The following is a 22,704-nucleotide window of genomic DNA, read 5'->3' on the forward strand; positions in this document are numbered from 1 at the left end:
CCGCATCCGCAACGGACCTACGATGAACCTCGATTTCACTCCCGAAGAGGAGGCGTTCCGCACCGAAGTGCAGCGCTTCCTGCAAGCCGAACTGCCCGAGCGCATCGCGCGCAAGGTGAAGGGCGGCCTGCATCTCACGCGCGACGACATGCGCGAATGGCACGCGATCCTGAATGCCCGCGGCTGGCTCGCGAGCCACTGGCCGCGCGAATACGGCGGCCCCGGCTGGAGCGTCGCGCAGAAGTTCCTGTTCGACAACGAATGCGCGCTCGCCGGCGCGCCGCGCATCGTGCCGTTCGGCGTGAACATGCTCGGCCCCGTGCTGATCAAGTACGGCAGCGACGCGCAGAAGCGCCACTGGCTGCCGCGCATTCTCGACGGCACCGACTGGTGGTGCCAGGGCTACTCGGAGCCGGGCGCCGGGTCCGATCTCGCGTCGGTGAAGACCACCGCGGTACGCCACGGCGATCACTACGTCGTGAACGGCCAGAAGACATGGACCACGCTCGGCCACTACGCGAACATGATCTTCTGCCTCGTGCGCACCGCGACCGACGTGCGCAAGCAGGAAGGCATCAGCTTCCTGCTGATCGACATGAACACGCCGGGCGTCGAGGTCCGCCCGATCATCACGCTCGACGGCGAGCACGAGGTGAACGAGGTGTTCTTCACCGACGTGCGCGTGCCGGTGGAGAACCTGGTCGGCGAGGAGAACCGCGGCTGGACCTACGCGAAATACCTGCTCACGTACGAGCGCACCAACATCGCGGGGATCGGCTTCTCGACCGCCGCGCTCGACCGGCTGCGCGCGGTGGCCGCGAAGGTCATGAAGAACGGCCGGCCGCTCGCGGACGATCCGTTCTTCGCGGCGCGCGTCGCACGCGTCGAGATCGAGCTGGAAAACATGCGCACGACCAACCTGCGCGTGCTGGCCGCGGTCGCGGGCGGCGGCGTGCCGGGTGCGGAAAGCTCGATGCTGAAGATTCGCGGCACGCAGATCCGCCAGGAGATCGCCGCGCTGATGCGGCGCGCGATGGGGCCGTACGCGCAGCCGTTCGTCGATGAAGCGCTCGATGCCGATTACGACGGCGAACCGGTCGGCCCGGAAGAAGCCGCGAGCGCCGCGCAGCAGTATTTCAACAACCGGAAGCTGTCGATCTTCGGCGGCTCGAACGAGATCCAGAAGAACATCATCGCGAAGATGATGCTCGGGCTGTGACGAGGGGCGCGACGATGGATTTCCAGCACACAGAAGACCGCCGGATGCTGGCGGACACGTTGAACCGCTTCATCGCCGAACAGTACGCGTTCCCGGTGCGCGACCGCATCGCGCAGTCGGCTGAAGGCTTCGACCGCGCGATGTGGCGGCGCTTCGCCGAACTCGGCACGGTCGGTGCGCTGTTCGCCGAAGCCGACGGCGGCTTCGGCGGCGCGGGCTTCGATATCGCCGTGGTGTTCGAATGCCTCGGGCGCGGGCTCGTCGTCGAGCCGTTCCTCGGCGCGCTGCTCGCGGGCCGTGCGCTCGCGCTCGCCGGCGGCGACGCGCATCGCGAGCGGCTCGCCGCGCTGATCGACGGCAGCGCGAGCGCCGCGTTCGCGCACGACGAACCGGGCTCGCATTACGAGCTGACGACCGTGCGCACACGCGCCGAACGTGCAGGCGACGGCTGGGTGCTGACGGGCGCGAAGGGCGTCGTCGACCAGGCCGCGCAGGCGGCGTTCTTCGTCGTCAGCGCGCGCGTGTCGGGGCGCGACGACGATGCGGCCGGCATCGGCCTGTTCGTCGTGCCGGCCGATGCGCCGGGCGTGTCGCTGCGCGATTACAGGAAGATCGACGGCGGCCGCGCGGCCGAAGTGCGCTTCGAGCGCGTCGCGTTGCCTGCCGACGCCGCGCTCGGCGCGCTGGATGCGCTCGACGGCGAAGCGGGCGCCGAGTTGCTCGAGCGCGTGCTCGGCTACGGGCTGCTCGCGCTGTCGGCGGAAGCGCTCGGCGCGATGGACGTCGCGAAGGCGCACACGCTCGACTACCTGCGCACGCGCAAGCAGTTCGGGATGCCGATCGGCAGCTTCCAGGCGCTGCAGCACCGGATGGCCGATCTGCTGCTCGAAGTCGAGCAGGCGCGCTCGGCCGTGATCAACGCGGCCGCGCAGCTCGATGCGCCGCGCGTGGTGCGCGAGCGCGCGCTCGCCGCGGCGAAATACAGCATCGGCCGGATCGGCACGCTCGTCGCGGAGGAAAGCATCCAGCTGCACGGCGGGATCGGGATGACGTGGGAGCTGCCGCTGTCGCATTACGCGAAGCGTCTCGTGATGATCGATCACCAGCTCGGCGACGAGGATCACCACCTCGCGCGCTACATCGCGCTGTCGAAACAATAAGCGGCGAAACGCGAATGGAGGAGACAAGGATGACGAACGACACGCGCGCGCTGCCGCTGGCCGGCGTGAAGGTGCTCGATTTCTCGCGCGTGCTCGCGGGCCCGTGGTGCGCGATGGTGCTCGCCGATTTCGGCGCGGAGGTGATCAAGGTCGAGCATCCGGCGCGCGGCGACGATACGCGCGACTGGGGGCTGCGGATCGGCGACACCGAAACCACCTATTTCAACAGCGTGAACCGCAGCAAGCGGTCGATCTGCGTCGACCTGCAGACGGAAGCCGGCCGGCGCATCGCGCGCGAGCTGGCCGCGCAGGCCGACGTGGTGATCCACAACTTCAAGTGCGGCGGCGCGGAGAAGCTCGGGCTCGGCTACGACGCGCTGGCCGAACTGAATCCGCGGCTCGTGCATTGCGCGATCTCCGGCTACGACCGCTCCGGCCCGGAGGCCGCGCGGCCCGGCTACGACCTCGTCGTGCAGGGCGAGGCCGGGCTGATGGCGCTGAACGGCGAGGCCGGCCAGCCGCCGCTGAAGTTCGGCGTCGCGGCGGTCGACCTGTTCACCGGCATGTATTCGGCGCAGGCGATCCTCGCCGCGTTGTACGAACGCCATGCGACCGGACGCGGGCGGCGCATCGAGATGGCGCTGTTCGACTGCGGGCTGATGATCACCGCGTACTACGGGCTCGACGCGCTGCTGATGGGCGCGGACCCGCCGCGCTACGGCAACGCGCATCCGTCGATCGTGCCGTACGGCGTGTTCGACGCGGCCGACGGCCCGCTCGTGATCACGGTCGGCAACAACACGCAGTTCGCACGCTTTTGCGATGCGATCGAGCGGCCCGATCTCGCGGCGGACGAACGCTACAGGACCAACCTCGGCCGCTCGGAGAATCGCGCCGACCTGCTGCCCGAGATTCGTGGCGAACTCGCGCGCCGGTCGCGCGCGACGCTGCTGGCGGCGCTCGCCGAGGCGGGCATTCCGTGCGGCGAAGTGCTCGGATTGCACGAAGCGCTGACGTCCGAACGCGCGACCCGCGCCGGGCTCGTCACGCGGCAGCCGCATCCGGTCGCGGGCGGCGTCGACGTGCTCGCGCCGCCGTACCGCTTCGACGGCGCGCGGCTGCCGGTGCGCGGCGCGCCGCCGGTGCTCGGCGCGGATACGGAGGCGGTGCTCGGCGGCTGGCTCGGGATGTCGGCGGAGGACGTCGCGCGGCTGCGGGCGGATCGCGTCGTGTAACGCATTGATGTGCCGCCACGGCGCGGGCGGAGGCCGATCACGCGCCGATCATCCACAAGACAGCTCTCGCGACGACGAGGCGACTTGCCCTGCGGGGACCTGAGTAGGCGCTGAAGCGCCAACTCAGTTCGACCGCGAAGCATGGGACTGGAGTAAGCGCTAAAGCGCCAACTCCGGTCGACCGCGAAGCATGGGACCGGAGTAAGCGCTAAAGCGCCAACTCCGGTCGACAGGAGACAACATGGAGCTTTCCGTCATTGAATCGGTCACGGCGCGCCGCGACTACCAGCAGCTCGTGCGCGCACGGCGCCGCTTCAGCTTCACGCTCACCGCGCTGATGATCGCCACGTACTACGGCTTCATCCTGCTCGTCGCGCTCGCGCCGCACGTGCTCGCCGCGCCGCTGTACCGCGGCGCGACGACGACGGTCGGGATCGCCGCGGGCGTCGCGATCATCCTGATCGCGATCGGCCTGACCGCGTGCTACGTGCTGCGCGCGAACCGTGCGTTCGACCGCCGCGTCGACGCGATCCTGCAACGTCCGTGACGGAGGCCGACATGCGATTCATTTCGAACGCGCTCGGCGCGCTGGCCGTTCTCGTTGCCTCCACCGCCCATGCGACCGGCGTCGCCGGCCCGATGCCCGACAAAGTCGAGCTGAACCCGGTCGCGATCGCGATGTTCTTCGCGTTCGTGTTCGCGACGCTCGCGCTCACGCGCTGGGCCGCGCGCCGCACGCGCTCGACGCGCGATTTCTACACGGCCGGCGGCGGCATCACCGGGCTGCAGAACGGGCTCGCGATCGCGGGCGACTACATGTCGGCCGCGTCGTTCCTCGGGCTGTCGGGGATGGTGTTCATGTTCGGCTTCGACGGGCTGATCTACTCGATCGGCTTCCTGGTCGGCTGGCCGTTCGTGATGTTCCTGATCGCCGAACCGCTGCGCAACCTCGGCAAGTTCACGTTCGTCGACGTCGTCGCGTATCGCTTCGCGCAGCGGCCGATCCGGCTGCTGACGTCCGCGAACGCGCTGACGATCGTCGTGCTGTACCTCGTCGTGCAGATGGTCGGCGCGGGCAAGCTGATCCAGTTGCTGTTCGGGCTGTCGTACGGCACGGCCGAGCTGATCGTCGGCGTGCTGATGGTCGTCTACGTATTCTTCGGCGGAATGACCGCGACCACCTGGGTGCAGGTGATCAAGGCCGTGCTGCTGCTCGCCGGCGCGACGCTGCTCGCGTGGCTCGCGCTCGGCGAATTTGGCTTCAGCATCGACGCGATGTTCCGCCGCGCGGTGGCCGTGCATCCGGGCGCGCTGTCGATCATGGGGCCCGGCAAGCTGATCCGCGATCCGGCCAACGCGCTGTCGCTCGGCATCGCGCTGATGTTCGGCACGGCCGGCTTCCCGCACATCCTGATGCGCTTCTTCACGGTGCCGAACGCGAAGGAGGCGCGCAAGTCGGTGCTGTACGCGACCGGCTTCATCGGCTACTTCTACCTGCTCACCTTCGTGATCGGCTTCTCGGCGATCGTGCTGCTCGCGCAGCATCCGGAGTTCTTCAAGCTCGGCGCGAACGGCACGTTCAACCTGACGCACGACCTGCTCGGCGGCTCGAACATGGTCGCGGTGAAGCTCGCGCAGGCGGTGGGCGGCAACTGGTTCTACGGGTTCATCGCGGCCGTCACGTTCGCGACGATCCTCGCGGTGGTCGCCGGGCTGACGCTCGCCGGTGCGACCACGATCTCGCACGATCTCTATGCGCAGATGTGGGCGCGCGGCAAGCCCGACGAGCGGCTGGAGATGCGCATTTCGCGCGCGGCGACGATCGGGCTGTCGGCCGTCGCGATCGCGCTGTCGATCCTGTTCGAGCACGTGAACGTCGCGTTCATGGTCGGGCTCGTCGCGGCGGTGGCCGCGAGCGCCAATTTCCCGGTGCTCGCGATGTCGATCTTCTGGCGCGGGATGACGACGCGCGGCGCGGTGCTCGGCGGCGGCCTCGGCCTCGTGTCGGCGGTCGCGCTCACGGTGCTGTCGAAGTCGGTGTGGGTCGACGTGCTGCACCACGCGCATGCGGCGGTGTTCCTCGACAATCCGGCGCTCGTGTCGGTGCCGCTCGCGTTCGTCGGGATCGTCGTCGGCTCGCTCGCGGATCGCGGCGAGCGCGCGCGCCGCGAGCGCGACGCGTTCGCGCGGCAGGAGTTCTACGCGCAAACGGGCGTGCTCGCGAGCCGGGCCGTGCAGCACTGATTCGTCCGATGAAACGATGGATCCGTCCGGATCGCCGGACGGATATTTTCCGGAAATCCGGAATACCGGATTTCCTTGCCTGCCGCATTATGAGAAACACAATGAAAACAACGGCTTGAGGGGTTCCGGAAACCTGGCATCGACCTTGCGATATAAAACGCACGGCCATCCCCCCCCGGCCGAACTACTACAGCAAGCAAGGAGACAACCGATGACCAATGCCTTCCTCCCCCTCCGGATGTCCTGAGGCATCGCTTGTTGCGGCACGGCAGCCGCGCGGGCGAATGCCTTCGGGGGGGATTGCCCCCCGTTCTCATTCATCCCTGCGCGCGTGACGCCGTTTCCACCGGCTCATCTACTTCAGCAGGAACCATCGTGAAGAAGAAACCCTTCTACAAAGTGCTTTATGTGCAGGTGATCTTCGCCATCATCGTCGGCGTGATCCTCGGCCACTACTACCCGTCGATCGCCACCGACATGAAACCGCTCGGCGACGGCTTCATCAAGCTGATCAAGATGGTGATCGGCCCGATCATCTTCTGTACGGTCGTCACCGGCATCGCCGGCATGGAGGACATGAAGAAGGTCGGCCGCGTCGGCGGCAAGGCGCTGCTGTACTTCGAGATCGTGTCGACCTTCGCGCTGCTGCTCGGCCTCGCGGCCACGCACCTGCTGCGTCCGGGCGTCGGCTTCAACATCGATCCGGCGACGCTCGACGGCAAGGCCGTCGCGTCGTACGCGGCGAAGGCGCACGGGCAGTCGACGGTCGACTTCCTGATGCACATCATCCCGAACACGATGGTCGATGCGTTCGCGCAGGGTGAAATCCTGCAGATCCTGCTGATCGCGCTGCTGTTCGGCAGCGTGCTCGCGCACCTCGGCGAGCGCGGCAAGGTCGTGACCGACTTCATCGACGGCCTGACGCGCGTGCTGTTCGGCATCGTGCACATCGTCACGAAGCTGGCGCCGATCGGCGCGTTCGGCGCGATGGCGTTCACGATCGGCAAGTACGGCGTCGGCTCGCTGGTGCCGCTGCTCAAGCTGATCGGCACGTTCTACCTGACGTCGCTCGTGTTCGTGCTCGTCGTGCTCGGCGCGATCGCGCGCTTCACCGGCTTCTCGATCATCCGCTTCGTGTCGTACATCAAGGAAGAGCTGCTGATCGTGCTCGGCACGAGCTCGTCGGAAGCCGCGCTGCCGCAGCTGATGGAAAAGCTCGAGAAGGCCGGCTGCTCGCGTTCGGTCGTCGGCCTCGTCGTGCCGACCGGCTATTCGTTCAACCTCGACGGCACCAACATCTACATGACGATGGCCGTGCTGTTCATCGCGCAGGCGACCAACATCGAGTTGACGTGGATGCAGCAGCTCACGCTGCTGGCCGTCGCGATGCTCACGTCGAAGGGCGCGAGCGGCGTGACGGGCGCGGGCTTCATCACGCTCGCCGCGACGCTGGCCGTCGTGCCGACGATCCCGCTGTCGGGCATGGTGCTGATCCTCGGCATCGACCGCTTCATGAGCGAATGCCGCGCGCTGACCAACATCGTCGGCAACGGCGTGGCGACGGTCGTCGTGTCGGCGTGGGAGAAGGAGCTCGACCGCAACAAGCTGCGCCAGGCGCTGAAGGGCGGCGGCGAAGTCGCGCCGACCGAGACGACGGCCGGCGTCTGACGGCATGAGCGAGCAGGCGGCGGTGTCGCCCGCGGGCGGCGCGCCGCGCGGCGGCCCGGGCATCGATGCGGAGCCCTATGACACAATAGGCGATCCGCATCGTCAGGAAGCCTCGACCGTGACGCGCCGCCTGCTCATCCTCGTCGTGCTCGCCGCCGCGCTCGCCGCGGCGTGCGCGCTGACGTGGACGATCACCTGGCAGCGCGGCGTCGCCGAGCTGCAGCGCAATGCCGCGGTGCGCGTCGATCGCACCACCAACGCGCTCAAGAGCACGCTCGACCGCTACGAATCGCTGCCTTATCTGCTCGGCAGCCATCCGTACGTGCAGGATCTGCTCGCCGAGCCGAAGCGCGCCGACTACACCGCGCGCGTCAACCGCTATCTCGAAGACCTCAACGAGCACGCGCACGCGACCGTCACCTACGTGATCGGCGCGGACGGCCTGTGCGTCGCCGCCAGCAACTGGCGCGCGCCCGACAGCTTCGTCGGGATCGAATACCGTTTCCGCCCGTATTTCGTCGATGCGATGAACGGCCGGGTCGGCCGCTTCTTCGGGATCGGCACGATCTCGCGCGACCCCGGCTACTACATCTCGCAGCCGGTGTGGCGCGACGGCAGGATCGCGGGCGTCGTCGTCGTGAAGCTCAATCTCGAATGGTTCCAGGGCGCCGATGCGTCGGAGCCGCTCGTCGTCGCGGACGATCACGGCGTCGTGTTCCTGTCGTCGGTGCCCGCATGGAAGTACCACACGCTGCGCCCGCTCACGGGGCCCGTCGCCGCGTCGATCTACGAAACGCGCCAGTACGCGCAGCAACCGGTCACGCCGCTGCCGCTGCGCGTCGAGCAGACGCTCGGCGCCGATGCGGAAATCGTGCGCCTCGGCGCCGGCCGGCGCGCGCCGCGCTTTCTCGCCAGCAAGCGCCGGATCGGCGAGCCCGACTGGCTGCTCGTCACGCTCGCGCCGATCGCGCCGATCGATGCCGACGCGCGCAACGCGACGATCGTCACCGGCTTCGGCTTCGTGTCGGTCGCGCTGCTCGCGTTCTACTGGCGGATGCGCCGTGCCCGCGTGCGCGAAATGATCCGTGGCCGCGCGCTGCTGCAGCAGGCGTACGCGGAACTGAACCGGCGCGTCGAGGAGCGTACGGCCGATTTGTCTGAAGCGAACGAGCAGTTGCAGAAGGAAGTCGGCGACCGGATCCGCGCGGAGCAGGAGCTGCGCGCCGCGCACGACGAACTGATCCAGGCGAGCAAGCTCGCCGCGCTCGGCCAGATGGCGGCCGGCATCACGCATGAACTGAACCAGCCGCTCGCGGCGCTGCGCAGCTTCTCGGACAACACGCGCGTGCTGCTCGATCGCGGCGAGCAGGCCGCCGCGCGCGAGAATCTCGAGGCGATCGCCGCGCTCACCGAGCGGATGGGCAAGATCACGAACCAGTTGAAGCTGTTCGTCGGCCGCGCGAAGCCGCGCAACGAGCAGGCGCTCGTCGTGCGTGCGCTGCGCAGCGTGCTGTCGCTGCTCGACGAGCGCCTGCGCGGCGTCGCGCTCACGCTGACGCTGCAGGATGCCACCGTGTCGCCCGCGCGGGATGCGCCGCTCGATCTGGCGCGCGACTATCCCGAACTCGTCGCGCGCTGCGAGGACCTGCGCCTCGAACAGGTGCTGATCAACCTGCTCGGCAACGCGCTCGACGCGGTGGCCGGCGTCGCGGCGCCGGCCATCGAGGTGACGATCGCGGTGTCGGCCGCGACGCTCGCGGTCGAGGTGCGCGACAACGGCTCCGGCATCGCGCCCGATTTGCTGCCGCGCCTGTTCGAGCCGTTCTTCACGACCAAGGAAATGGGGCGCGGGCTCGGGCTCGGCCTCGCGATCTCGTCGTCGATCGCCAGCGACGCGGGCGGCGCGCTGACCGCCCGCAACGCCCCGTCGGGCGGCGCGCTGTTCGTCTTGACGCTGCGGCGCGCCCGCACGCATCATCCGGACTCCGTGTCCGAGCCGGCGGGCTCGCATTAGCCTGGACGGGCGGCAGGATGCAGGCCCGGTCGGCGACGACCGGCATCAACGAGAGCCGCGCGGGCGCCGCGCGGCCTGTCAGGAGCAAGTGACCAAGATGGCCAACCGGCTGCAAGTGATCTATATCGAAGACGATGCGCTCGTGCGCCGGGCGAGCGTGCAGAGCCTTCAACTGGCGGGCTTCGACGTCGCCGGCTTCGAGTCGGCCGAGGCGGCCGAGAAGGCGATCGTCGCGGATACCGCCGGCGCGATCGTGAGCGACATCCGGCTGCCGGGTGCCAGCGGGCTCGACGTGCTCGCGCAGTGCCGCGAGCGCGTGCCCGACGTGCCGGTGATCCTCGTCACCGGGCACGGCGACATCTCGATGGCCGTGCAGGCGATGCGCGACGGCGCGTACGACTTCATCGAGAAGCCGTTCGCGGCCGAGCGCCTGATCGAGACGGTACGCCGCGCGCTCGAGCGCCGCGAGCTCGTGCTCGAGAACCACGCGCTGCGGCGCGAGCTGGCCGGGCAGAACGTCGTCGCGCCGCGCATCATCGGCCGCAGCCCGGCGATCGAGCAGGTGCGCAAGCTGATCGCGAACATCGCGCCGACCGACGCGTCGGTGCTGATCAACGGCGACACGGGCGCCGGCAAGGAGCTGATCGCGCGCAGCCTGCACGAGCTGTCGCCGCGCCGCGACAAGCCGTTCATCGCGGTCAATTGCGGCGCACTGCCCGAGCCGATGTTCGAGTCGGAGATGTTCGGCTACGAGCCCGGCGCGTTCACCGGCGCGGCGAAGCGGCGCGTCGGCAAGCTCGAATACGCGTCCGGCGGCACGTTGTTCCTCGACGAAATCGAAAGCATGCCGCTCGCGCTGCAGGTGAAGCTCTTGCGCGTGCTGCAGGACGGCGTGCTGGAGCGGCTCGGCTCGAACCAGCCGATCCGCGTGAACTGCCGCGTGGTCGCGGCCGCGAAGGGCGACATGAGCGAGCTCGTCGCGGCCGGCACGTTCCGGCGCGACCTGCTGTACCGGCTCAACGTCGTGACGATCGCGCTGCCGCCGCTTGCCGAGCGCCGCGAGGACATCGTGCCGCTGTTCGAGCACTTCATGCTCGACGCGGCCGTGCGCTACGGGCGGCCCGCGCCGGTGCTGACCGACCGGCAGCGCGCGAGCCTGATGCAGCGCGACTGGCCGGGCAACGTGCGCGAGCTGCGCAACGCAGCCGACCGCTTCGTGCTCGGCGTGGCCGACATGCCGCAGGAAACGGGCGCGGGCGATGCCGCCGGCAACGACCAGACGCTGAAGGAGCGCATCGAGCAGTTCGAGCGCGCGGTGATCGCCGAGGCGCTGAACCAGACGGGCGGCGCGGTCGCGGCGACGGCCGACCGGCTGCATGTCGGCAAGGCGACGCTGTACGAGAAGATGAAGCGCTACGGGCTGTCGGCGAAAGGCGAAACCGAGCGCTGAAAAGCAAACGGACCGCGGTGCGGTCCGTTTTGCGGAGCAGGGCGCGGTGTGCGGCCCTGCGAGTCCGGCGCTCAGGCCGCGTTGCCGTCGAGCGCCTTCTTGAGCAGCGCGTCGAGTTCCGCGAATTGCGGCGCGCCGACGTAGCGCTTCAGGATCTTGCCGTCCTTGTCGACGACGAAGGTCGTCGGCGTGAGCTGCACGTTGCCGAACTGCTTCGCGACGCTGCCGTCGTCGAGCGCGACCTTGAACGGCAACTGGCGCGTCTGCGCGTAGTTCGCGACGTACATCGGCGGATCGTAGTTCATCGCGACCGCGACGAATTCCAGCCCCTGACCCTTGAAGCGATTGTAGGTATCGACCATCTGCGGCATTTCCTGCATGCAGGTCGCGCAGCTCGTCGCCCAGAAGTTCACGAGATAGACCTTGCCCTTCAGGTCGCCGGCGGTCGAGACCTTCTGGCCCGACAGCAGCGTGAAGGTTGCGTCCGGCACGCTGGACTTGCCGTTGAACGCGAAGAAGCCGGCGACGGCGATCGCCGCGACGACGGCGGCCGCGACGAGGTAGCGCACGGGGCCGGCACTGCGGCGGGTGGAAGGCGTGGTGTTCATCTGGTGCTCTCGGAGTCGATGACGCGGATCGATGCAAACGACGTCGATGCAAACGACGTCGAAATTCGGCGCTCATTTTAGCGCGAATGCGGCGCGCGCACCGGCGGCGGCCTGCATCCCGGTTTTCGGGTTCGGCGGATAATGGCCCTTTTTGCCTGCCGCGATCCACGCCATGCCGAAGGAATTCATCGATTCGTTGCGCCCCCTTTTTCGTCCGCTGCGACACTTCGCCGCGCTGGCCTGCCTGAGCGCCACCCTGGCCGCGTGCTCGCCGTCGTACGACTGGCGCACGCTGCACAACGATGCCGGCTATACGATCGACCTGCCGGCGAAGCCGACCGTCGAGGAGCAGCCGGTGGTGCTCGGCGGCACGTCGATGCCGATGCGGATGCAGGCCGCGCACGTCGACGGCGCGGTATTCGCGGTCGGCACGCTGACGCTGCCCGACGATCGCGACGACACGCGCCGCGCGGCGCTCGAATTCCTGCGCGCCGGGCTGTCGCGCAACCTCGACGGCGCGCCGCGGACGGCGGCAGTGCCGGTGCCGCTCGCGGCCGGCGGCGCGGTGAGCGGGGTCGAGCTGCGCATCGCGGGCGCGGCCGCCGGCGGCGATCGTGCCCGCAAGACGATCATCGCGCGGCTCGCCGCGCGCGGCCGGCACGCGTATCAGGCCGTCGTGATCGCCGACGGGCCGCTCGCGCAGGAGCAGCTCGACCAGTTTTTCGGCTCGTTCAAACTCGATTGACGACGGCCGGCGAGGGCGCTCAGACACGCTGCGACAACTGAAAGTTCATTCGCAGCTTTCGACGCTAATCGCCGGATTTTGCGAGGGTTTTTCGACTATCCACAGCGCATGTGGATAACTTTGTTGAAAAGTCGCGCGTATCTCCCGCAGAGCCGCGCCGGCCGGCCTTCCGGCCCGTTTGGTCGCCCGTTCGCCCTTTGAGAAAAATCAATCAAAACAATGGGATACGAATTCCGTCCGGCAAACGCCGCGGCGAGCCGCGATCCGGGGCCGGATTCGCGAAATTGTGCATAAGTCAAGTCTTGACAGCCTGATTTTGTCCTCCTCGCGCGCTCACAGCGCCGTCAACGCGCGCCGGTAGCGGATCGCCTCGGCGATCTGCGCGGCCGTCGGCAGCGGGTCGCCGGCCAGGTCGGCGATCGTCCGCGCGACTTTCAGCACGCGGAAATACGCGCGCGCCGACCAGCCGAAGCGCTCGCCGGCCTCGCGCAGCAACCGCTCGCCTTCGTCGGTCGGCCGGCACAGGTCGTCGGTTTCGCGGCCGCTCAGCATGTGATTCGTCTTGCCCTGCCGCTCGAGCTGCAGCGCACGCGCCTGCGCGACGCGGGCGGCCACCGCCGCGCTCGGCTCGCCGGGCGCCGTCGCGCGCGTCGCGAGCTCAGCCGGCGACAGCGCGGGCAGGTCGATCTGGATGTCGATGCGATCGAGCAGCGGCCCCGACAGCTTGCGCAGATAGCGGGCGGCCACGTCCGGCGAGCAGCGGCAGCGCCCGGACGGATCGCCGTGCCAGCCGCACGGGCACGGGTTCATCGCGGCGATCAACTGGCACGCGGCGGGGAAGTCGGCCTGCTGGGCCGCGCGCGAGATCGTGATGCGGCCGGCTTCCAGCGGCTCGCGCAGCATTTCCAGCACGTGCCGGTCGAATTCCGGCAGTTCGTCGAGAAACAGCACGCCGAGGTGCGCGAGCGTGATTTCGCCCGGCTGCGGCGGATTGCGGCCGCCCACCAGCGCGGCGGCGCTCGACGAGTGGTGCGGCGCGCGGAATGGCCGGCGGCGCCACTGCGCGGGCGAGAAGCCGAGCCGGCTCGCGGACAGCAGCGCGGCCGAGGTCAGCGCCTCGTCGTCGGTGAGCGGCGGCAGCAGCCCCGCGAGGCGCGCGGCCAGCATCGATTTGCCGGCCCCGGGCGGCCCGACCATCAGCATGTGATGGCCGCCCGCGGCCGCGACTTCGAGCGCGCGCCGGGCGCCCCGCTGCCCGACGACGTCCGCGAGGTCGGGGGCGGCCGGCGCCGGCAGGCCATCGAGGCAGGGCGCCGCGACCGGCGCGAGCCGCCCGTCCGGCGCATCGGCGAGGTGCGCGCACAGTGCGGGCAGGTCGCGTGCACCGAATACGGTCACGCCCGGCACGAGCGCGGCCTCGGCGGCGCTGTCGAGCGGCAGGTACAGCTCGGGCGGCCGCGATGTCGCGGTGCAATCGCGCGGGCCGGGGAAATCAAGGCCCGGGCCGCCGGCGCTGCCAGCGCCGGATTGTGCCGCGCGCCAGTCCCGCGCGGCGCCGCAGGCCATCGCGAACGCGCCGCGCATCGGCCGCAGCGCGCCCGTCAGCGACAGCTCGCCCGCGAATTCGCGGCCGGCCAGCGCGTCGGCCGGGATCTGGCCGTTCGCGGCAAGGATGCCGAGCGCGATCGGCAGGTCGAAACGGCCCGATTCCTTCGGCAGATCGGCCGGCGCGAGATTGACGGTGATGCGGCGCACCGGGAATTCGAATCCGCAGTTCTGCAGCGCGGCGCGCACGCGCTCGCGGCTTTCGCGGACTTCGAGATCGGGCAGCCCGACGATCGAGAACGACGGCAATCCGTTGGCGAGATGGACTTCGACGGTGACGTCCGGCGCGCGGCCGGAGGCGGGCGCGCGACTGCGCACCACGGCGAGCGACATGGCGAGGCTCCTGCATGACGGGCGGACGACGGCCGTTCGGGGCCGCACGCCGCGGGAATCGGAGAAATCGGTGCGCGCTTGCCGGCGTGGCGCGGGGAAAGAACGAGGTGTTGCGAACGACGAACTGCGAAGAGCGATGGACTGCGAAGAGCGGAGGATGCTGCGAAGAACGATGAACGGCGAAGAGCGATGGACTGCGAAGAGCGGAGGATGCTGCGAAGAACGATGAACGGCGAAGAGCGTAGGGTACGGCGAAGACCGACGGACGACGAAGCGGGGAGGAAGGTGGCGGGCGCAGGCCGCACGTGGCGGCCCGCGCCCGGACCTTGCGGCCGGTGGGGCGTCAGGCCTGCGGGGCGGCGAGCTTCTGCTCGAGTTCCGCGACGCGCTTTTCGAGTTCCTCGAGGCGCACGCGGGTGCGGGCGAGCACCTGTGCCTGGGTGTCGAATTCCTCGCGCGTGACGAGATCGAGCTTCGAGAAGCCTTGCGACAGCATGGCCTTCACGTTGCGCTCGACGTCCTTGGCCGGCGAGTTTTTCAGCAAATCGCTGACGCGCGATTGGAGATCGTTGAAAACGTCGCTGGGTTGCTTCATGGTGATTCCCCTTCCTTGCACAAAAAATGTGCATCTTCAGTTGCGTACGTGCCCATGATGCACGCATGACCGGAAATGGTGCGCGCGGGGCGCGAATTCCGGGCATGGCGCCCGCATGGGTGAATGGCCCGGCGTTCCGGGACGTGCGTGCACTCTAGCAACGATCCTTTCGCCGCGCCAGCAAAGCGGCCCATGTTGGCCATTCGGCCGGGCTTCCGCGCCTTACACCACGCGATGTGACCCCGTTCCGAAGCCGTTCGAGACGGTGTTCGGGCCGACATGGCATGCGAGTTGCTGAGAAGAGTCCGTTACAACATTCCAACCAATTCGACGGGACAACCCAGCGAGAGGACTTCATGAAACTCATTACCGCAATCATCAAGCCGTTCAAGCTCGATGAGACGCGCGAGGCGCTGTCGGCGCTTGGCGTCTCGGGCATCACGGTGACGGAGGTGAAAGGGTTCGGGCGCCAGAAGGGGCACACCGAGCTGTACCGCGGCGCCGAATACGTGGTCGATTTCCTGCCGAAGATGAAGATCGAGGCGGCCGTCTCCGACGATCTCGTCGACCAGGCGGTGGAAGCGATCGAGCGGGCGGCGCGCACGGGCAAGATCGGCGACGGCAAGATCTTCGTCACGCCGATCGAACAGGTGATCCGGATTCGCACCGGGGAGACGGGCGCCGACGCGCTGTAACAGAACAGACAAGACAAGCGACAAGAGGAAACCCAAGATGCGCAAACTTCTGATGTCCCTGCTGATGGCAGGCTCGCTGATCGCGGCCGGCGTCGGCTCCGCGCTCGCGGACGACGCGGCGTCCGCCGCGGCTGGTTCCGCGCCCGCCGCCACCGCTTCCGACGCATCGGGCGCCGCCGCGCCGGCCGCTTCCGCACCGGCCGCCGACGCATCCGCCGCCGCACCGGCTTCGGGCGCGGCCGACGCATCGGCTGCCGCCGCCGCGTCCGCGCCGGCCGCCCCGGCCGCACCGACGGCCCCGTTCTCGGTCGATTCGTCGAAGATCAGCGCGGGCGACACCGCGTGGATGCTGACGTCCACCGCGCTCGTGCTGTTCATGACGATCCCCGGCCTCGCGCTGTTCTACGCGGGCATGGTCCGCAAGAAGAACGTGCTCGCGACCGTGATGCAGAGCTTCGCGATCACCGCGCTGATCACGGTGCTGTGGACGGTGGTCGGCTACAGCCTCGCGTTCACGCCGGGCAACGGCTTCATCGGCGGCCTGTCGCGCGTGTTCCTGCACGGCATGGCCTACGTGAAGGGCGACAAGGCGACGACGCTGACGGTCAGCCACCTCGCGTCGACGATTCCGGAATCGGTCTACTTCGTCTACCAGATGACGTTCGCGATCATCACGCCGGCGCTGATCTGCGGCGCGTTCGCCGACCGGATGAAGTTCTCGGCGATGCTCGTGTTCATGACGCTCTGGTCGCTGATCGTCTATGTGCCGATCGCCCACATGGTGTGGGAGCCGACCGGCTGGCTGTCGTCCGACGGCGTGCTCGACTTCGCGGGCGGCACGGTGGTGCACATCAACGCCGGTATCGCGGGCCTCGTGTCGTGCCTGGTGCTCGGCAAGCGCGTCGGCTACGGTCGTGAATCGATGGCCCCGCACAACCTGGTGCTGACGATGATCGGCGGCTCGATGCTGTGGGTCGGCTGGTTCGGTTTCAACGCGGGTTCGGCGGTCGCGGCCGACGGCCGTGCCGGCTTCGCGATGCTGACGACGCAAGTCGCGACCGCCTGCGCGGCGCTCGGCTGGATGTTCGCCGAGTGGATCGCGAAGGGCAAGCCGTCGGTGCTCGGCATCGTGTCGGGCGCGGTCGCGGGTCTCGTGGCGATCACGCCGGCAGCCGGCTTCGTCGGCGTGGCGGGCGCGCTCGTGATCGGCATCGCGGCGGGCGTGATCTGCTTCTGGTCGGCCACCTGGCTCAAGTCGAAGCTCGGCTACGACGATTCGCTCGACGCGTTCGGCGTGCACGGCATCGGCGGGATTCTCGGCGCGCTGCTGACCGGCGTATTCGCGGTCAAGGACATCGGCGGTTTCGACGGCAGCCTGCTGCTGCAGGCGAAGGGCGTGCTGATCACGCTGGTCTACAGCGGCGTGCTGAGCTTCGTGCTGCTGAAGCTGATCGACCTGACCATCGGCCTGCGCGTGACCGAAGAGGAAGAGCGCGAAGGTCTCGACGTGATCCTGCACGGCGAGCACGTGGAATAAGTCACACGAATCAACGGCGGGCCGCCGCGACGACGGCGCCCGCTCCGAATGAGCGCAGCGACTTCGGCCCGCCTCACCGGCGGGCTTTTTTTCTCCTGTCACGGGCTGCCGTAGCGGATAACCCTTCACTCTATCGGGTCAATAGCCGAAAACTGCCTCCATAATCCTTGTGAAGCCGGGAACAATCCCCAAATGGGCAAGGCAATTGCTCTACAATCTTCATTCTCCCGCTCGCGAGTGATTCATGGTTCCCCACCTCGTTACCGCGTTGAACGGTCCGCTGCTCGAACTCGAGCAGAAGATCCTCGACGCGACGCCTGCGATCGAACGCTGGTTCAGGCTCGAATGGCAGGAACACACCCCGCCGTTCTATTGTTCGGTGGACCTGCGCAATGCCGGCTTCAAGCTGGCGCCCGTCGATGCGAACCTGTTTCCCGGCGCATTCAACAATCTGCCGTTCGAAGTGCTGCCGCTCGCCGTGCAGGCCGCGATGGCCGCGATCGAGAAGATCTGCCCGGACGCGAAGAATCTGCTCGTGATTCCCGAGTTGCCGACCCGCAACGCGTTCTATCTGGAAAACGTCGCGCGTCTCGCGACGATCATGCGCCAGGCCGGCCTGAACGTGCGCTTCGGCTCGCTCGACCCCGGCATCACCGACATGACGCCGATCACGCTGGCCGACGGCCAGAAGATCGTGCTCGAACCGCTCGAGCGTTCGCAGCGCCGCCTCGGCCTGAAGAATTTCGATCCGTGCTCGATCCTGCTGAACAACGACCTGTCGGCCGGCATCCCGGCCGTGCTGGAAAACCTGCACGAGCAATACCTGCTGCCGCCGCTGCACGCGGGCTGGGCCGTGCGCCGCAAGTCGACGCACTTCGCGTGCTACGACGACGTCGCGAAGAAGTTCGCGAAGATGGTCGGCGTCGATCCGTGGATGGTGAATCCGTATTTCGCGCACGTGGAAGGCGTCGACTGGCAGGCGCATGAAGGCGAGCAGGCGCTCGCCGACGCGATCGACGGCGTGCTGAAGAAGATCGCGCGCAAGTATCGCGAATACGGGATCAGCGAGAAGCCGTACGTCGTCGTGAAGGCCGACGCGGGCACCGCGGGCCGTGGCGTGATGACCGTGCACGACGCGGCCGAGATCGGCCGCATGACGAAGGCCGAGCGCGCGCAGATGGCCGAATCGAAGGCCGGCCTCGCGGTGCGCGACGTGATCGTGCAGGAAGGCGTCTACACGTTCGAGCGCGTCGGCGACGAAGTGGCCGAGCCGGTCGTGTACATGATCGACCGCTACGTGGTCGGCGGCTTCTACCGCACGCACGGCGGCCGCGAGCGCGACCAGAACCTGAACGCGCCCGGCATGCACTACGTGCCGCTCGGCTTCGAGCACACCGCGCTGCCGGATGCAGGCGCCAAGCCGGGCGCCGCGCCGCCGAACCGTTTCTACATGTACGGCGTCGTCGCGCGGCTGTCGCTGATCGCGTCGTCGATCGAACTGGAAAAGACCGACCCCGAAGCCATCCAGGTGTAACGGACCTTCGCTACGTACAGGACCCGCATGGACATTCTTTTTATCGCCGACCCGCTCGAGCATTTCAAGATCTACAAGGATTCGACCTACGCGATGATGGCGGAGGCCGCCCGGCGCGGGCATGCGGTGTACGCGTGCGAGCCGCGCCACCTCGCGTGGACGGGCTCGGCGGTCGAGGCCGACGTGCGGCGCATCGCGTTCGTCGGCGAACTGGACGACCTGCATCGCGACACCTGGTTCGACGCGGGCCCGGTCGACGCGCGCCGTCTCGAATCGTTCGGCGCGGTGCTGATGCGCAAGGATCCGCCGTTCGACATGGAATACGTGACGTCGACGTGGCTGCTCGAGCTGGCCGAGCGCGCGGGAGCACGCGTGTTCAACAAGGCGCAGTCGATCCGCGATCATTCGGAGAAGCTCGCGATCGGCGAGTTTCCACAGTTCGTCGCACCGACGCTCGTCACGCGCGACGCGAAACGGCTGCGCGCGTTCCACGCCGAGCACGGCGACGTGATCCTGAAGCCGCTCGACGGGATGGGCGGGATGGGCGTGTTCCGCGTGAAGCCGGACGGCATGAACCTCGGCTCGATCGTCGAGATGCTGAGCCACGACGGCACGCGCTCGGTGATGGCGCAGAAGTTCATTCCCGAGATCAAGGCCGGCGACAAGCGCATCCTGCTGATCGGCGGCGAGCCCGTGCCGTATTCGCTCGCGCGGATTCCGCAGGGCAGCGAGGTGCGCGGCAATCTCGCCGCGGGCGGCCTCGGCGTCGCGCAGCCGCTGACGGAGCGCGACCGCGAGATCGCCGCGACGCTCGGGCCCGTGCTCGCGTCGCGCGGGCTGCTGCTGGTCGGCCTCGACGCGATCGGCGACTGGCTGACCGAGGTGAACGTCACGAGCCCGACGTGCTTCCGCGAGATCATGGAGCAGACGGGCTTCGACGTCGCCGCGATGTTCATCGACGCGCTGGAGCGTGCGGCCGCGTAGGCCGCCGCCCGTGCAACCCCGGCGGCGGCCGCGCAGGTCCCCCGTCGCCGGAGCCGCTTGACCGGCCTGCTACAATGCCCGCTTGCCCGGTGCCGTGATCGGCGCACCGAAGGCCCGGCGGTCGGGCCGACACTGTTGCAAGGCTGAACATGAAACGTTCCCCACACTCGCTACGCTCATTGCCCCGCCGCGGGGTATCGGCCCGCCAGGGGCGGCCGGGAGCGATCTGACATGGCCGGGATCCTGATCATCGCGCACGCCCCGCTCGCCACCGCGCTGCGCGACTGCATCGCGCACATCTACGGCGGCGTGCCCGCCCGCATCGGCTGCATCGACGTGATGGCCGACAGCGATCCGGCCCAGGTGATGGCGTTTGCGCACGCGGAACTCGCGCGGCTGCGCGAAGACAACGGCGTCGTCGTGCTGACCGACATGTACGGCGCGACGCCCGCGAACATCGCGGGCCAGCTCGCGAAGCTCGACAACGTGCGCGTGCTGGCCGGCGTGAACCTGCCGATGCTCGTGCGGGCCGTCTGCTATCGCACCGTGCCGCTCGACAAGCTGGTCGACAAGGCGCTGTCCGGCGGCGCGAAGGGCGTGCACGAGGTGTCGTCCGGCACGCCGCCGCCGCCGACGGAAACCGGCTGCGGCCAGTGCGCGCCGATTCCGCCCGAACCGCAGCCGCGCACCCCGAGCGAATCGCACTGAGCATCCGTTTTCCGTTTTAGACCGACCCGCCGGCGCGCGCCGCCGGCGGTCCCGACCGACCCGACCGAGAATCATGCTTCAACAAGAAACCACCATCGTCAATAAATTGGGGCTCCATGCGCGCGCATCGGCCAAGCTCACGCAACTGGCCGGCAACTTCCAGTCGGAAGTCTGGATGACACGCAACGGGCGCAAGATCAACGCGAAGAGCATCATGGGCGTGATGATGCTGGCGGCCGGTATCGGCAGCACCGTGACGATCGAGACCGAAGGGCCCGACGAGCGGGAAGCGATGGACGCGCTGCTAAAGCTGATCGCCGACAAGTTCGGCGAAGGTCAGTGATCGCTGCGCGCGATCGTTGCCGTTTCGACTGAGAATGCCGCGGGTTTCGCGGCATTTTTTTCGTCGGAAGCATTGATGCGAAATGCGCAATGCTGCGGTGCATGCAGTCAGCAGGGAGTCGCGGAATTTATAATCGCTAACCGGGGTCATAAGCGCATCGCAGCAGTGTGCCGCGGCTTTACTTGTACAGAGGAGGTGCGCGTGTCCTTCACGCTGCATGGCATTCCCGTCTCACGAGGTATCGCGATCGGGCGAGCGTATCTGATCGCGCCTGCGGCGCTCGACGTCGCCCATTACCTGATCGAGGCCAACCAGATCGACGCCGAAGTCGAGCGATTCCGCACGGCGCTCGACGTCGTGCGTCGCGAGCTCGGAGCGCTGCGCGCCGACCTGACCGACGACACCCCGAGCGAAGTCGGCGCTTTCATCGACGTTCACACGATGATCCTGAGCGACGAGATGCTCGTGCAGGAAACCATCGACCTGATCCGCACGCGCCGCTACAACGTCGAATGGGCGCTGACCGAGCAGCTCGAGCTGCTCACGCGCCATTTCGACGACATCGAGGACGAATACCTGCGCGAGCGCAAGGCCGACATCGAGCAGGTGGTCGAGCGCGTGCTGAAGGCGCTCGCCGGTGCGCCGTCGGCGTCGCAGGCGCTCGACGGCGCGGCCAGGAACGGCACGAACGAGATGATCGTCGTCGCGCACGACATCGCGCCGGCCGACATGATGCAGTTCAAGACGCAGTCGTTCCAGGCGTTCGTCACCGATCTCGGCGGGCGCACGTCGCACACCGCGATCGTCGCGCGCAGCCTCGGCATTCCGGCCGCGGTCGGCGTCCAGCATGCGAGTGCGCTGATCCGCCAGGACGACCTGATCATCGTCGACGGCGACGCGGGCATCGTGATCGTCGATCCGGCGCCGATCGTCCTCGAGGAATATTCGTACCGCCAGTCCGAGAAGCTGCTGGAGCAACGCAAGCTGCAGCGCCTGAAGTTCTCGCCGACGCAAACGTTGTGCGGCACGAAGATCGACCTGTACGCGAACATCGAGCTGCCCGACGACGCGAAGGCGGCCGTCGAGGCCGGCGCGGTCGGCGTCGGCCTGTTCCGCTCCGAGTTCCTGTTCATGCATCAGAAGGAGATGCCGGAAGAGGAGGAGCAGTTCGCCGCGTACAAGCGGGCCGTCGAGTGGATGAAGGGCATGCCGGTGACGATCCGCACGATCGACGTCGGCGCCGATAAGCCGCTCGAGGCGCTCGACGAAGGCTACGAAACGGCGCCGAACCCGGCGCTCGGGCTGCGCGCGATCCGCTGGAGCCTGTCCGAGCCGCAGATGTTCCTCACGCAGTTGCGCGCGATCCTGCGCGCGTCGGCGTTCGGCCAGGTGAAGATCCTGATCCCGATGCTCGCGCACGCGCAGGAAATCGACCAGACGCTCGACCTGATCCGCGAGGCGAAGCGCCAGCTCGACGACGCGGGGCTCGCGTACGATCCGAACGTGCGCATCGGCGCGATGATCGAGATCCCGGCCGCGGCGATCGCGCTGCCGCTGTTCCTGAAGCGCTTCGATTTCCTGTCGATCGGCACGAACGACCTGATCCAGTACACGCTCGCGATCGATCGCGCCGACAATGCGGTCGCGCACCTGTACGATCCGCTGCATCCGGCGGTGCTGCACCTGATCGCTTACACGTTGCGCGAGGCGAAGTGCGCGGGCGTGTCGGTGTCGGTGTGCGGGGAGATGGCGGGCGATCCGGCGCTCACGCGCCTGTTGCTCGGGATGGGGCTCACCGAGTTCTCGATGCATCCGAGCCAGTTGCTCGTCGTGAAGCAGGAGATCCTGCGCGCGCACCTGAAGGCGCTCGAAAAGCCGACGGCCGACGTGCTGGCCGCGTTCGAGCCGGAAGAAGTGCAGGCGGCGCTGCAGCGGCTGTCGGTCGCCGAGCCGCGCGCGGACGCGGCCGCCTAGGCAAACCTGGGCGCGCTTGGGCGTTCAGCCGCCGCTGACCGCGAACTGTAGCG

Annotated in this window: 19 protein-coding genes; 16 read left to right on the forward strand and 3 right to left on the reverse strand. The window is 68.3% G+C overall.

Features of this window, described 5'->3' with window-relative positions; translation table 11 throughout:
• The first annotated feature begins 22 nt into the window (after positions 1-22).
• From WS64_RS12955 to WS64_RS12990, 8 genes are all read left to right on the forward strand, one after another.
• Positions 23-1,219 (forward strand): acyl-CoA dehydrogenase family protein, encoded by a 1,197-nt coding sequence (locus WS64_RS12955; RefSeq protein ID WP_060966607.1) that lies wholly within the window; start codon positions 23-25, stop codon positions 1,217-1,219.
• Between the two features lie 14 nt (positions 1,220-1,233).
• Positions 1,234-2,379, forward strand: a complete 1,146-nt coding sequence (locus WS64_RS12960; RefSeq protein WP_060966964.1) for an acyl-CoA dehydrogenase family protein — start codon at positions 1,234-1,236, stop codon at positions 2,377-2,379.
• 29 nt (positions 2,380-2,408) lie between these two features.
• The gene (locus tag WS64_RS12965) at positions 2,409-3,614 is read left to right on the forward strand and encodes a CaiB/BaiF CoA transferase family protein (RefSeq protein WP_060966608.1); all 1,206 of its coding nucleotides are present in this window, start codon (positions 2,409-2,411) and stop codon (positions 3,612-3,614) included.
• A 241-nt stretch (positions 3,615-3,855) separates the two neighbouring features.
• Positions 3,856-4,161 (forward strand): DUF485 domain-containing protein, encoded by a 306-nt coding sequence (locus WS64_RS12970; RefSeq protein ID WP_059576041.1) that lies wholly within the window; start codon positions 3,856-3,858, stop codon positions 4,159-4,161.
• A gap of 11 nt (positions 4,162-4,172) precedes the next feature.
• Positions 4,173-5,858, forward strand: a complete 1,686-nt coding sequence (locus WS64_RS12975) for a cation acetate symporter (protein ID WP_060966965.1) — start codon at positions 4,173-4,175, stop codon at positions 5,856-5,858.
• Positions 5,859-6,233: 375 nt separating this feature from the next.
• Positions 6,234-7,526 (forward strand): dicarboxylate/amino acid:cation symporter, encoded by a 1,293-nt coding sequence (locus tag WS64_RS12980; RefSeq protein WP_059576044.1) that lies wholly within the window; start codon positions 6,234-6,236, stop codon positions 7,524-7,526.
• A 4-nt stretch (positions 7,527-7,530) separates the two neighbouring features.
• Positions 7,531-9,540: a sensor histidine kinase gene (locus tag WS64_RS12985; RefSeq protein ID WP_059642724.1), complete on the forward strand. Its 2,010-nt coding sequence runs from the start codon at positions 7,531-7,533 to the stop codon at positions 9,538-9,540.
• A gap of 97 nt (positions 9,541-9,637) precedes the next feature.
• The gene (locus tag WS64_RS12990; RefSeq protein ID WP_060966609.1) at positions 9,638-10,990 is read left to right on the forward strand and encodes a sigma-54-dependent transcriptional regulator; all 1,353 of its coding nucleotides are present in this window, start codon (positions 9,638-9,640) and stop codon (positions 10,988-10,990) included.
• 71 nt (positions 10,991-11,061) lie between these two features.
• Here the strand turns inward: WS64_RS12990 and WS64_RS12995 are convergent, their stop codons facing one another.
• On the reverse strand, positions 11,062-11,598 hold the full coding sequence (locus WS64_RS12995) for a peroxiredoxin family protein (protein WP_059576053.1): 537 nt from the start codon (positions 11,596-11,598) through the stop codon (positions 11,062-11,064).
• A 172-nt stretch (positions 11,599-11,770) separates the two neighbouring features.
• Between WS64_RS12995 and WS64_RS13000 the strand changes: the two genes are divergently transcribed.
• A complete protein-coding gene (locus WS64_RS13000) occupies positions 11,771-12,343 on the forward strand; it encodes a hypothetical protein (protein ID WP_060966610.1) in 573 nt (190 codons plus the stop codon).
• 333 nt (positions 12,344-12,676) lie between these two features.
• Here WS64_RS13000 and WS64_RS13005 read toward each other — a convergent pair whose 3' ends face one another.
• Positions 12,677-14,281 carry a YifB family Mg chelatase-like AAA ATPase gene (locus tag WS64_RS13005; RefSeq protein WP_060966611.1) on the reverse strand — a complete coding sequence of 535 codons (1,605 nt, stop codon included), beginning with the start codon at positions 14,279-14,281 and terminating at the stop codon, positions 12,677-12,679.
• Positions 14,282-14,624: 343 nt separating this feature from the next.
• Entirely contained in the window at positions 14,625-14,876 is a 252-nt protein-coding gene (locus WS64_RS13010; RefSeq protein ID WP_006489451.1) for an accessory factor UbiK family protein, read from the reverse strand.
• 356 nt (positions 14,877-15,232) lie between these two features.
• On the opposite strand from WS64_RS13010, the gene WS64_RS13015 reads away from it, so the two are divergent.
• The 7 genes from WS64_RS13015 to ptsP all read left to right on the forward strand — a co-directional run bounded on the left by WS64_RS13015 (position 15,233) and on the right by ptsP (position 22,651).
• Positions 15,233-15,571 (forward strand): P-II family nitrogen regulator, encoded by a 339-nt coding sequence (locus tag WS64_RS13015; protein WP_006398175.1) that lies wholly within the window; start codon positions 15,233-15,235, stop codon positions 15,569-15,571.
• A 37-nt stretch (positions 15,572-15,608) separates the two neighbouring features.
• Positions 15,609-17,108, forward strand: a complete 1,500-nt coding sequence (locus WS64_RS13020) for an ammonium transporter (protein ID WP_060966612.1) — start codon at positions 15,609-15,611, stop codon at positions 17,106-17,108.
• Positions 17,109-17,352: 244 nt separating this feature from the next.
• Entirely contained in the window at positions 17,353-18,642 is a 1,290-nt protein-coding gene (gene gshA, locus WS64_RS13025) for a glutamate--cysteine ligase (protein WP_060966613.1), read from the forward strand.
• A 27-nt stretch (positions 18,643-18,669) separates the two neighbouring features.
• A complete protein-coding gene (gene gshB, locus WS64_RS13030; protein ID WP_059642711.1) occupies positions 18,670-19,626 on the forward strand; it encodes a glutathione synthase in 957 nt (318 codons plus the stop codon).
• A 231-nt stretch (positions 19,627-19,857) separates the two neighbouring features.
• Positions 19,858-20,334 (forward strand): PTS sugar transporter subunit IIA, encoded by a 477-nt coding sequence (locus WS64_RS13035; protein ID WP_059576100.1) that lies wholly within the window; start codon positions 19,858-19,860, stop codon positions 20,332-20,334.
• Between the two features lie 73 nt (positions 20,335-20,407).
• Complete coding sequence (locus WS64_RS13040) at positions 20,408-20,677, forward strand: HPr family phosphocarrier protein (protein WP_006477716.1); 270 nt, start codon at positions 20,408-20,410, stop codon at positions 20,675-20,677.
• Between the two features lie 201 nt (positions 20,678-20,878).
• Entirely contained in the window at positions 20,879-22,651 is a 1,773-nt protein-coding gene (ptsP, locus tag WS64_RS13045) for a phosphoenolpyruvate--protein phosphotransferase (protein WP_060966966.1), read from the forward strand.
• The last annotated feature ends 53 nt before the right edge of the window (positions 22,652-22,704 follow it).

Origin of the sequence: Burkholderia anthina (assembly GCF_001547525.1) — a bacterium.
In the GTDB taxonomy this organism is placed as follows: domain Bacteria; phylum Pseudomonadota; class Gammaproteobacteria; order Burkholderiales; family Burkholderiaceae; genus Burkholderia; species Burkholderia semiarida.

Coding starts and splice junctions, on each gene's coding strand:
- WS64_RS13020 (WP_060966612.1), top strand. CDS start 15,609: ATGCGCAAACTTCTGATGTCCCTGCTGATGGCAGGCTCGCTGATCGCG.
- gshA (WP_060966613.1), top strand. CDS start 17,353: ATGGTTCCCCACCTCGTTACCGCGTTGAACGGTCCGCTGCTCGAACTC.
- WS64_RS13005 (WP_060966611.1), bottom strand. CDS start 14,281: ATGTCGCTCGCCGTGGTGCGCAGTCGCGCGCCCGCCTCCGGCCGCGCG.
- gshB (WP_059642711.1), top strand. CDS start 18,670: ATGGACATTCTTTTTATCGCCGACCCGCTCGAGCATTTCAAGATCTAC.
- WS64_RS12975 (WP_060966965.1), top strand. CDS start 4,173: ATGCGATTCATTTCGAACGCGCTCGGCGCGCTGGCCGTTCTCGTTGCC.
- WS64_RS12960 (WP_060966964.1), top strand. CDS start 1,234: ATGGATTTCCAGCACACAGAAGACCGCCGGATGCTGGCGGACACGTTG.
- WS64_RS13035 (WP_059576100.1), top strand. CDS start 19,858: ATGGCCGGGATCCTGATCATCGCGCACGCCCCGCTCGCCACCGCGCTG.
- WS64_RS12995 (WP_059576053.1), bottom strand. CDS start 11,598: ATGAACACCACGCCTTCCACCCGCCGCAGTGCCGGCCCCGTGCGCTAC.
- WS64_RS12970 (WP_059576041.1), top strand. CDS start 3,856: ATGGAGCTTTCCGTCATTGAATCGGTCACGGCGCGCCGCGACTACCAG.
- WS64_RS13040 (WP_006477716.1), top strand. CDS start 20,408: ATGCTTCAACAAGAAACCACCATCGTCAATAAATTGGGGCTCCATGCG.
- WS64_RS12965 (WP_060966608.1), top strand. CDS start 2,409: ATGACGAACGACACGCGCGCGCTGCCGCTGGCCGGCGTGAAGGTGCTC.
- WS64_RS13015 (WP_006398175.1), top strand. CDS start 15,233: ATGAAACTCATTACCGCAATCATCAAGCCGTTCAAGCTCGATGAGACG.
- WS64_RS13000 (WP_060966610.1), top strand. CDS start 11,771: ATGCCGAAGGAATTCATCGATTCGTTGCGCCCCCTTTTTCGTCCGCTG.
- WS64_RS13010 (WP_006489451.1), bottom strand. CDS start 14,876: ATGAAGCAACCCAGCGACGTTTTCAACGATCTCCAATCGCGCGTCAGC.
- WS64_RS12990 (WP_060966609.1), top strand. CDS start 9,638: ATGGCCAACCGGCTGCAAGTGATCTATATCGAAGACGATGCGCTCGTG.
- WS64_RS12955 (WP_060966607.1), top strand. CDS start 23: ATGAACCTCGATTTCACTCCCGAAGAGGAGGCGTTCCGCACCGAAGTG.
- WS64_RS12985 (WP_059642724.1), top strand. CDS start 7,531: ATGAGCGAGCAGGCGGCGGTGTCGCCCGCGGGCGGCGCGCCGCGCGGC.